The sequence below is a fragment of the Kitasatospora sp. NPDC054768 genome (assembly GCF_053612025.1).
Genome location: NZ_JBSHBN010000062.1, coordinates 1 through 10,149 on the forward strand (window position 1 = coordinate 1; position 10,149 = coordinate 10,149).

9 protein-coding genes and 1 pseudogene are annotated in these 10,149 nt (G+C 74.2%); all 10 read right to left on the minus strand.

Translation table 11 applies throughout. From position 1 onward, the window contains the following. Nucleotides 1-21: 21 nt before the first annotated feature. The 10 genes and pseudogenes from ACWGKU_RS19930 to ACWGKU_RS19975 all read right to left on the minus strand — a co-directional run bounded on the left by ACWGKU_RS19930 (nucleotide 22) and on the right by ACWGKU_RS19975 (nucleotide 10,120). Entirely contained in the window at nucleotides 22-2,205 is a 2,184-nt protein-coding gene (locus ACWGKU_RS19930) for a DUF7927 domain-containing protein (RefSeq protein WP_452179111.1), read from the minus strand. 335 nt (nucleotides 2,206-2,540) lie between these two features. Further along, entirely contained in the window at nucleotides 2,541-3,254 is a 714-nt protein-coding gene (locus ACWGKU_RS19935) for an alpha-ketoglutarate-dependent dioxygenase AlkB family protein (protein WP_452179112.1), read from the minus strand. Then, nucleotides 3,251-3,817 carry a hypothetical protein gene (locus ACWGKU_RS19940; protein ID WP_452179113.1) on the minus strand — a complete coding sequence of 189 codons (567 nt, stop codon included), beginning with the start codon at nucleotides 3,815-3,817 and terminating at the stop codon, nucleotides 3,251-3,253. The genes ACWGKU_RS19935 and ACWGKU_RS19940 overlap by 4 nt, the downstream gene beginning before the upstream one ends. After that, nucleotides 3,814-4,152 (minus strand): metal-binding protein, encoded by a 339-nt coding sequence (locus ACWGKU_RS19945; protein WP_401054092.1) that lies wholly within the window; start codon nucleotides 4,150-4,152, stop codon nucleotides 3,814-3,816. The genes ACWGKU_RS19940 and ACWGKU_RS19945 overlap by 4 nt, the downstream gene beginning before the upstream one ends. A gap of 10 nt (nucleotides 4,153-4,162) precedes the next feature. Beyond that, entirely contained in the window at nucleotides 4,163-4,861 is a 699-nt protein-coding gene (locus tag ACWGKU_RS19950) for a 2OG-Fe(II) oxygenase (protein WP_452179131.1), read from the minus strand. A 338-nt stretch (nucleotides 4,862-5,199) separates the two neighbouring features. Further along, nucleotides 5,200-5,562: pseudogene (locus tag ACWGKU_RS19955) on the minus strand (IS110 family transposase); the annotation flags it as partial. A gap of 33 nt (nucleotides 5,563-5,595) precedes the next feature. After that, entirely contained in the window at nucleotides 5,596-6,354 is a 759-nt protein-coding gene (locus ACWGKU_RS19960; protein ID WP_452179114.1) for a thioesterase II family protein, read from the minus strand. A gap of 72 nt (nucleotides 6,355-6,426) precedes the next feature. Continuing rightward, entirely contained in the window at nucleotides 6,427-7,662 is a 1,236-nt protein-coding gene (locus tag ACWGKU_RS19965) for a cytochrome P450 (RefSeq protein ID WP_401054097.1), read from the minus strand. Further along, on the minus strand, nucleotides 7,659-9,566 hold the full coding sequence (locus ACWGKU_RS19970; RefSeq protein WP_452179115.1) for an amino acid adenylation domain-containing protein: 1,908 nt from the start codon (nucleotides 9,564-9,566) through the stop codon (nucleotides 7,659-7,661). The genes ACWGKU_RS19965 and ACWGKU_RS19970 overlap by 4 nt, the downstream gene beginning before the upstream one ends. Before the next feature lie 110 nt (nucleotides 9,567-9,676). Beyond that, entirely contained in the window at nucleotides 9,677-10,120 is a 444-nt protein-coding gene (locus ACWGKU_RS19975; RefSeq protein ID WP_401054304.1) for a nuclear transport factor 2 family protein, read from the minus strand. Between the last annotated feature and the right edge of the window lie 29 nt (nucleotides 10,121-10,149).

A 10,149-nucleotide genomic window follows, 5' to 3' on the forward strand; every position in this document is an offset into this window, starting at 1 on the left:
CGTCAGGGGTCGGACGGGGTGTCAGTGCCGGTGGCGCCGGCGGCGGGAGGCGAGGACGAGGGCCGCACCGCCGAGGAGGACGGCGGCGCCGATGCCGCCGATCAGCGCGACCTGGCTGCCCGTCGCGGCGAGACCGCCGCCACCGCCCGGCTGCTGCGGCTTGCCGGTGGGCGCCGGGTCGACGCCGTTGCCGTCGGTCGCGGTCGGCGAGGGCGAGGACGTCGGCGTGGTGGAGGGCGACGTGGTCGGGGAGGCCGTCGGGGACGGTGAGGACGTGGTCACCGTCACGGTGGCCGTGCATTCCCCGGCCGTCGCACCGGGCGGGCAGTTGCCGCCGGGCCGGTCGGCCACCACGGTGTTGCGCAGCGTGTGGTCCCCGGCGGCGGGGTCCTTCACCTTGACGGTGTAGGTGAGCCGGGCGTTGCCGCCGGCCGGCAGGTCGCCGGTCCAGGTGAGGACCGGCTGCGTGGAGGAGGGGGTGCCGAGGGTGGCGGTGGCGTCGCCGTTGTAGGTGGCGTCGTCGAGGACGGCGCTCAGGTCGTCGGTGACGGTCAGTGCGGTGAGGGGCGTGTTCCCGGTGTTGGTGACGTCCACGTGGTAGGTGACGGTGTCGCCGGGGGCGGCCTGGCTCCTGTCCGCGGTCTTGGTGACCCGGTAGCCGGTGTGCTCGGCGACGGTGTTGCGCACGGTGTTGCTGGTGCGGTGCTGTTCGCGGCCGGTCTGGGTGCCGCGGTAGGCGAGGGAGGCGGTGTCGTCGAGCCTGGTGCCCGGCGCGAGGCCGGCGTCGACCTTGGCCCGGAAGGAGACGGTGGTCTCGGCGCCCGGTGCGAGGTCGGCGGTGGGGCAGCTGACGTTGCGTCCGGTGGCGGTGCAGCCGGTGCCGGAACCGTCGACGTAACTGGTGCCCTGGGGCAGCACGTCGGTCAGGGTGACGCCGCTGGCGGTGTCGAGGTCGGCGGTGGTGCCGTCGGGGTGCCGGTTGGCGATGGTGAAGGTGTAGGTGATCTCGGCTCCGGGGTCGACGAGCCCGGGCGGGCTGTTCGTGGTGGTACCGGCCGGGGTGTTGGCCTTGACGACCTGGAGGTCGGGTTCCAGGGCCTCGACGGCGAGCCAGACCGCCTGGGGGTGCAGCGCGTCGCCCTGGCCGGTGACCTTGACCACGGCCTGCTTGCTGCCGGCGGGCAGCTTGCCGGTGACGTCGATCGTCCGGGCGTCGTAGCCGACGTTGTTGACCGTGTTCGGGTTGCGGTCGGTGAGGTTGGTGCCGGTGCCGTCGGGCGCGACCCGGTCGATGCGGCTGGTGAAGGCGTTGTCGGGGGCGGGTCCGGTGGCGGTCGGCATCAGCAGCGGTGTCAGCCGGCCGGCGTCGGGGCCGACTTCCAGGGAGTCCCCGGCGATGGGGGCGTCGCCGTCGCCGACGATGACGCCCATGGTGGCGGCCGGTGCGCGGCCGGCCGGGGTGCGGATGCCGTCGAGGGTCATGGTGACGCTGGGCTCGGGCGGGCGGATGAGCTGGTAGCCGTCCCAGACCTGCAGGTAGCGCAGCGGCTCCTTGGCGTCCTCGTAGGCGACGACCAGGGACCATCCGCCCCAGCAGCCGACGTTCTGGCCGCCGAAGTCGGAGGTGGAGGAGCGGCCCTGACAGGCCTGGATGTCGGCCACGGTGTACTCGCCGGAACCGGCCGCCCGCACCAGGTCGGTGACGTCCTTGACACCCGCGTGGGCGGTGAGCGGGGCCGGGGGCGTGCCGCCGGTCTTCTGGTCGAACCAGTCGTAGGTATCGGCGGTGAGCCGCTGGTAGCCGGTGGCGCCGGGGACCTTGAACTCGACCTGGTCGGCCTTGGAGGCGTCACCGGAGGTGGACAGCCGCGAGGTTCCGACGGGGTTGGACTGCCAGTACAGCCGGGCGTTGAGCACCTTGGCACCCGGCGGGACGGTCAGGGTGGCCGCGGAGGCGGTGTTGCCGGGGGCCTTGGGGTCGGTCTTGACCCAGTTGACCCGGTTGTTGTTGTAGGCGTTGAGGTCGCAGTCGCTGTCCTCGGGGTCGCAGGAGACCACCGAGTTGGACGCCATCGTGAGGTTGCCGTGCGCCAGCAGATCCAGCGCCGGCTTCGGCCCGATCGGCCGCTGCGCCCCGCTCGTACCGGCCTTCGCCGGCGGTGCCGCGGCGGCGTGCACGGCGAACGGCACGGACGACGCGAGCACGAGCGTCGTGGTGGCGAGAGCCCCGAGTACGGCACGACCGGGCACGCGCCGGGCCCGGGGTCCGGGTATCGGCCGCACCGCGTTCGTGACGGATGGTATGCGGTCGCTCAAGGTAGGTCTCCTGGGAGTGCTTGAGGGTACGGGAGGGTGAGGGGATGCCCTCCGGGCGGGTTCAGGACGATTGGTCCGAATTCATCCGCCGAGGAAGAATATGTCACACACTGACCAGTTTGGGTTAATGCGGCGTTCACATTCGGCGCGCCCGGGGTTGACGCGGCCTCAAGGCCCTGATCCCGGCCGGTGGCCGGGCGGGGGCAGTCACCGGGCGGGGGCGGTCACCGGGCCGATCCGGTCGGAGCGGGTGCGGGGTCGGTCAGGCCGGTGACGCGCAGGGTGATGTTGAGGCGGCCCCGGGCGGGGCCGATGGCGGGGTCGCCGGTGCCGGGGAGGATCTTCGGCACGGCGTGGTACGCGAGGCGGGAGGGGCCGCCGAAGACGAGGAGGTCGCCGGAGGCGAGGGTCAGGTCGGTCCAGGGCCGGTTGCGGCTGCGGGTGTTGCCGAAGCGGAAGAGGCAGGTGTCGCCGATGCTGAGGGAGACCACCGGGGCGAGGGAGCGCTCGTCCTTGTCCTGGTGCATGCCGAGCCGGGCGTCGGCGTCGTAGAAGTTGACCAGCGCGGCGTCGGGTTCGTAGGCGGCGCCCTGGTCGGGGTCCTGGTAGGCGTCGGCCACCGCCCGGCGGCCGAGGTCGGCGAGCCGGTCGGGGAGGCGGGCGACGCGGCGGCCGTTCACGTCGTCGGCGGTGCGGGTGTAGGCGTAGGGCTGCCAGTGCCAGCCCAGGCACACGGTCTGCACGGACATGACGCCACCGCCCGGCAGCCGGGTGTGCCGGATCGGGACGGGGCCGACGGCCCAGGCGCGGCACGCGGCGACGAGCTCGCGCTGCCGGTCGGGGGTGAGCCAGCCGGGCAGGTGGACGGCGCCCGGCGCGATCTCGCGGCGCTCGTAGCCGGCGGGCGGCGGGCCGAACAGCGCGGGGGTGCTGTTCACACGGCGGCGCCCGGGGCGAGGGGCGGGAAGGAGGCGGTCCAGCCGGATTCGATGCGCCAGGTGCCGCCGTCCGCGCTCGCGCCGCGCACGCCGTCCAGGACGCCGGGCCCGGCGAGCGCAGCGGCGACCGGCTCGGCGAGGGACGCGAAGCCGAACGTGCGGTCCGGGCGCCAGGAGGTGCTGTGGCGCAGGCGTCGGGCGAGCTGTGCCCAGCCGAGCGGGGCGGCGGCGATGACGAGGGCGTCGGGTTCCCGGTCGGTGAGGCGCTGGGCGGGCCGTAGCCAGGAGGCGGCCTGTTCGGGCCAGTCGACGACGGCCAGGACGGCGTTGCCGGCGGCGTGCCAGGCGTCGGCGAACGCGGCGGCGGCCGTGCGGGAGGCGTCGTCGCGGCTGTGCCCGATCGTGACGCTGCGCAGGGGTGGGCGGCGGTGCTCGGCGAGCAGGCGCAGCAGGGCGGCGAGTTCGGGGGCGGTGTGGGGGGCGGGTGCGGGGAGGTCGCCGTAGGCGGTGGGCCCGGGTTCGGGAAGGAGCGGGGAGCGGTCGGGTGCGGGGCGGGGGTTCATGGGGTGCGGTCCTTCTGGCGGGTCTTCCACTGCCGGTACTTCCCGGGCAGGCACACCGAGCAGGGCCGGTAGGCGGCGGCGATCGCGGTGGCCTCGTCGGCGAAGAAGACGCGGTGGCGCACGTAGCCGCCGGCGGCGAGGGCGCGCAGGGCCGAGGGGCAGTCGAGGCGGCCGTAGCGGCGGCCTCGCCGGTGGCCGCCGAGGGTGCCGGGCGTGGTGCTGGGGTAGGGGCGGTTGTCGGGTCCGGTCAGGGTGTAGCGGCGCGATAGGACCGGGGCGGTGGCGACGGTGGGTGCGGGTGTGGGTATGGGCGCGGGCGTGCCGGTGGCGGCCATGCGGCGGGGTTCAGGCGTCGTGGAAGACGAGGCCGAGGGTGTGGCGGCGGCCGGTGCGCACGGTGCTGACGCCGTGGCGGACGGGGCCGGCGCGGTGGCCGCGGGCGGAGGGGACGGGGCGGTCGCGGGTGGTGAAGATCAGGCCGTGCCCCTGGGGAAGGACGGTGGCGGTGCCGCGGGACTGGGCGCGGGGGCGCTGTTCGACGAGGAGGAACTCGCCGCCGGTGTAGTCGGTGCCGTGGGCGTCGAGGCCGATGACGACCTGGAGGGGGAAGACGAGGTCGCCGAAGACGTCGCGGTGCAGGGCGTTCCAGTCACCGGGGCCGTAGCGCAGCAGGATCTGGGAGCTCTTGTCCTGGCCGGCGGCGTGGCACCTGGCGGTCCACTCGGCGAGGGTGTCGGGCCAGGGGGCGGGGCGGCCGAGCTTGTCGGCCCAGGCACGGGCGACGGTGAGCAGGCGGGGGTAGAGGGCCTCGCGCAGGGCGGCGACGGGTTCGGGCAGGTCGTGGGTGAAGTAGCGGTACTGGCCGGAGCCGAAGCGGTGGCGGGCCATGTCGACGGTGGTGCGGAACAGTTCGGGCCGGTCGTAGAGCGCGGCGAGCTCCCGGCACTGGGCGGGCGACAGCAGCGGCTCGGTGAGCGCCGCACCGTCCCGGTCCAACTGCTCGTGCACGCCCTGCCAGTCGAGCGAGTCGAGCGCGGGCAGCACGGCCGGGCCCGGGGCGGGCGCCGCGGTGGTGGGCGCGCCGGTGGCGAGGAGGGTGTCGTTCACGGGAGGGATCCTTGGCGGCGGGGACGGGCGAGGGCATGGGCCCGCAGACCGGGAGGGCCGCGGGCGGCGCACGGTCGGGCTGTTCCGATCGTCGCCCTTGGACGGGCCGCGTGCTGGCGGCATTCGGACAGCGCGTCGGGCGGAGGGCGCCGCGCCGGACGGCGGGCGCGTCCGGGGCCGCCCGGGTGCACGAACGGGAGGGCGCCGTGCCGGCTCCGCCGCTCCCCGCTGCTCGCGCTCGGATCCGGTGTCAGACATCCCATGCCGTAGCGGTGTCAAGCTGCGGCCGGGATAATCGCGTGGTGTGACCAGGCGGTGGCCTCGTCATGGAGTGCGTCGGTGCTGGTGAGCTCCAGGGAGGCGTAGGCGGCCGACGCGCCGGGGAAGTACTCGCGCAGCGTGCTCCGCAGCCGCTGGAAGGTGCGGGTGCGCTCCCGGATCAGGGTCTGGTGCGTGCGGGCGACGATGCGCACGGCCTGGGCCTTGTCACTGTCCCCGGCGATCGGCCGCAGCTGGTCGCGGTCGACGCGGACCATGTCGGCCGGCGCGTGCGCGTCGCCCTTGTCGCTCGTGGCCCCGGAGGTGCCGTAGCGCTCCTTGAACCGGGCGGCCCGCTTCGGACGGACCGCGTAGACCCGGTAGCCGGCGGCGAATGGATCCGACGCATCCCATCAGGGCGTGCGGGAGCGGGTGGGCGTCAGGTCCGCGACCAAGAGCGCCAACAGGTCCGCCGGCGCCTCGATGAAGCGGTAGTGGCCCCCTTCCAGGAGTTCGAAGGTCGTTTCGCCGCAGGCCGACCATCCGGTCATCAGGGACGGCGCGATGCCCGTGTCCCCGGTCCAGCCGATGGCGGTGACCGGGCACGGCAGCCGGACCGGCTCGGCCACGTGGTACCGCTTGTTCATGTCGACGTCGTTGCGCAGGACGCCGAGGTAGAGCGCGAGCAGGCTCGGTTCCAGGGTGCCGCCCAGTTCCGCGACGAGCCCGCGCAGTTCGTCGGCCAGCTCGTCGTCGCTCATGCCGAGGAAGCGGCCGTAGGGGCCGTCCTGCGGCGCGACCTCGGAGGAGACGAACAGTCGGGTCGGGGCGGGACAGCCCCGCTGGACCAGCCGTACGGCGGTCTCGTACGCCGCCAGCGCGGAGCCGCAGTGGCCGAACAGGGCGTACGGACGGTCCAGGTGGGGGCGCAGCGCTTCGCAGAGGTCGTCGGCCAGCGCCTCGTAGGTGGTGTGGGCGGGCTCGCGCATCCGGTTCTCCCGGCCGGGCGGCTGCACGGGGCAGACCTCGACGCCGTCGACCTGTGACGGCCACTGGCGGTACATGCTCGCACCGCAGCCGGAGTAGGGCAGGCAGAACAGCCGCGCCGGTGCCACCGGCGACGGCTCGCGCAGGAACCACTTGTTGCGGGTACGGGCCGTCGGAGCGTCCACTGATGACCTTCCGTGTGGGGGGTTTCTTCTCGGGTTCGGCAGCGGCGGTGACAGCGGCCGCGGTGACGGCTCCTAGCGGGTCCGCGCGGTGATCGGCAGGTGCGTGAAGCCCGCGATGATGTTCGAGCGCATGCGCCGCGGCGTCCCGGCGAGTTCGAAGCCGGTGAACCGGCCGAGCAGTTCGGCGAAGAGGATCCGCAGGGCCACCCGGGCGACGGTGTGTCCGATGCAGTAGTGCGCGCCGACGCCGAACGCGATGTGCTTGTTGGGCCGCCGCCGGATGTCGAAGGTGTCCGGGTCGGCGAACACGGTCTCGTCGCGGTTGGCCGACGCCAGCCACACGACGACGGCGTCCCCCGCGCGGATCGGCACGCCCCGGATCTCGACGTCGCGGGTGGCGTGGCGCATGAAGTGCTGGGTGGGCGAGGCCCACCGCAGTGCCTCCTCCACGCCGCTGCCGAGCAGTTCCGGGTGGGCCGCCCAGTCGTCCAGGACGGCGGTCCCGGCCAGTTCGGCCATCGCCGCGATCGGCGGCTGGGCGGTGGTGACGGTCGCTCCGAGCAGCAGGCTGTAGCAGTTGGACACGATCTCGCCCGGCGACAGTCGGCGTCCGTCCAGTTCCATGGTGAGCAGCACGCTGATCAGGTCGCCGCCCGGTGCGCGCCGACGCGCGGTGACGAGGTCCTGGAAGTAGGCGAACAGTTCGCGGTGGGCGGTCACGAGGGTGGCCCGCGGTCCGGCGGCGAGCTGGAACTCGGGGTCGTCCGCGGCGATGCAGGCGTGGGCGAGCCGGACCAGCCGCGGCCAGTCCTGCTCCGGTAGCGCCATCATGGTGCCGATCACCGCCATCGGCAGGGTGGCCATGGCGGCGGCGAAGTCGTACGGGCCTCCGTCGGCCAGCGGCCGGAGCAGTTCGACGACGGCCCGGCGGATCGCCTCCCGGTCGTTCTCCACCGTCTTGATCGACAGCGCCTGCTGCAGCGGGCCGCGCAGGCGCGAGTGCCGGGGCGGGTCGGTCACGGCCATCTGCCGGCCGCCGGCGGGGTCGCCCTTGCCGAGGAGGTTGAGCAGGGTGCCCTGTTCGGAGGTGAACGTGTCGTGGTCGCGCAGTACCCGGTTGGCCTCGGCGTGAGCGACGATCGACCAGTAGCCGATGTCGCCGACCGGCTGCCAGCTCACCGGGGCGTCGCGGCGCAGCCGTCGCCACGCCTCGTGCGCCCCGCCCGAGAGGTAGAGGTCGGGGTCGATCAGATCGACCGGCCGCGGGGCGAGGACCGGGCAGCGCGTGGTCGGGGGAACCGCCGTCATCGGGGCTGCCCCTCCCCCGCCCCGTCGGCCGGGTCCCCCATCGGGCCGTCCGTCGGGCCGTCCGGGCCCGGCGTCCGCATCCGGGCGGTGAGGGCCGTCGCCAGCTCGGCGACGGTCGGCGACAGGTACAGGGTCTGCGCGGGGAGGTCCACGTCGAACTCGCGCTGGGTGGCGACCAGGAGGTCGGTGGCCAGCAGGGAGTGTCCGCCGAGGTCGAAGAAGTCGTCGTCGACGCCGACCGGTTCGACGCCGAGGGCGTCGCCCCACAACTCGGCCAGTCGCGTCTGCACCTCGGTGAGGGGCGGGACGAACTCGTTGGGCACGTTGCGCGGCACCCGGGTGGCGGTGGGCAGGGCCCGGCGGTCGATCTTGCCGTTGCGGTTCACCGGCAGCTCGGGACGGACGAGGATCGCCCAGGGGATCAGGTAACCCGGCAGCCGGTCCCGCAGTTCGTGGCGCAGCCGCCGGCCGAGCTCGGCGTTGCCCGCCGGCTCGGGTTCCGCGGGCACGACGTAGGCCAGCAGCCGGGTGCCGCCCGCCGGGTCGGGCTGCGGCAGCACGACCGCGTGCCGCACCCCGGCGAGCCGTTCCAGCTCGACCTCGACGGCGCGCGGTTCGGCACGGTAGCCCTGGACCTTGACCTGGTCGTCCGCCCGTCCGACGAACTCCAGGGTGCCGTCGGGCAGCCATCGCACGAGGTCGCCGGTCCGGTACATCCGGGCGCCCGGCTCGGTCCCGAACGGGTCGGGCAGGAACCGTTCGGCCGTGGCGGCCGGGCGGCCCAGGTAGCCGCGGGCCAGGCCCGCCCCGGCCACGTACAGTTCCCCGCACTCGCCGACGGGCACCGGGCCGAGGTCGCCGTCGAGCACGGCGACCCTGGTGCCGCTGATCGGGCGGCCGATCGGCACGCTCCGCAGCTCCGGGAGGGTGCTGCTGGTCCAGCAGGTCGTGTACGTGGTGTTCTCGGTCGGTCCGTAGCCGTTGGTGAAGAGCAGCTCCGGGTGGCGGGCCAGCAGGTGCTGGACGTGGTTCGGCGAGGCCACGTCGCCCCCGGTGAGGACGTGCCGCACGTCGGCGAACGCCTCCGGGTGGGAGCTCGCCATCTGGTGGAAGAGCCCGGTGGTCAGCAGCAGGACCGTCACGCGCTCGGCCCGGACGACGCGCGCAACGTGCTCCAGCGTGATGGCGACCGGGGGGAAGAGGACCAGCCGGCAGCCGTTGACGAGGGGGGCCCAGATCTCGAACGTGGACGCGTCGAACGCGACCGGCGCGAGGTGGAAGAAGACGTCCTCGGCGCGGACGTCCATCCAGTCCGCGCCCCGGACGAGCCGGTCGATCGCCCGGTGGGGCACGCCGACGCCCTTGGGCTCGCCGGTGGAGCCCGAGGTGTAGCTGACGTAGGCGAGCCGGTCCGGGTCGCCGGGGCGGGCCGGAGCCGCCGGCCCGGTGGCCGGATCCTGCGCCGGGCGGCCTTCCGTCACCGTGACGACGGTGCCGGGCAGTTGCTCCCGCAGGGACTCTTCGGTGATCACCATGCCCGCGCCCGCGTCCTTGAGCAGCAGCGCGTGGCGGCTCGCCGGGTCGTCCGGTTCGAGTCCGAGGTACGCCCCGCCCGCGACGAGGACGGCGAGCAGGGCCACGATCAGCTCCGGCGAGCGCGGCACCAGCACGCCCACGACGTCCTCCTGCGCCAGTCCGGCCGCTCGCAGTCGCCCGGCGAGCCGGTGGGCGCGGTCGTTGAGCTGCTGGTAGGTCAGGGTCCGTCCGTCGCAGGTGACGGCGGGCGCGTGCGGGGCCCGCTCCGCCTGTTCGGCGACCAGCTCGTGGATCGCCCGGGCGTCGAACGGTGGCCGTCCGCTGCCGACGAACGCCGGGATGTCGGAGGTGAAGACGGTCTTGGTCAACTGCTTCCCGCTTTCCTGTGCTGAAGTTTCCCCGTCGGGGTTGAACGCGCGACCGCGTGGGCCGTCGCCGTTGGCGCCGCTGCAGCTGCTGGAGCCGCTGGAGCCGCGGCTCAGACCGCGGGCACGTGGAAGAAGGTGTCCCGCGCGGCGATGCGGCCCTGCGGCGTCATCCGGAAGAAGTCCGCGAACCGCAGCTCGACCTCACCGCCGTCGTGCAGCACGCCGCGGAACAGGCCGTGCACCGCCACCTCGTCGTCGGTCGTGACCACGGTGGCCAGGGTGTGCACGCCGGTGCGGATCACCCGCTGGTCGCGGTAGAAGCGTTCCAGTTCGGCATGCCCGACCATGGGTCGGTACCCGGGGCGGTGGTAGCGGGCGTCCGGGGTGAACAGGGCGACCAGCGCGGGCACGTCCCCGGCGTCGACGAGCTGGTAGTACCGGCGGACCTGGGACACTCCCAGCGCCGGGGCCGTCGGGGGTGCTGCCGTGATCGGGGTTTCGGGTGGTGCCGGCGCTGCCGGTGTCTCGTCGGGCTGGGAGAGGGTGTGGGCCATGCCGAGGTGCTTCCTGTGATCGCTGTCAG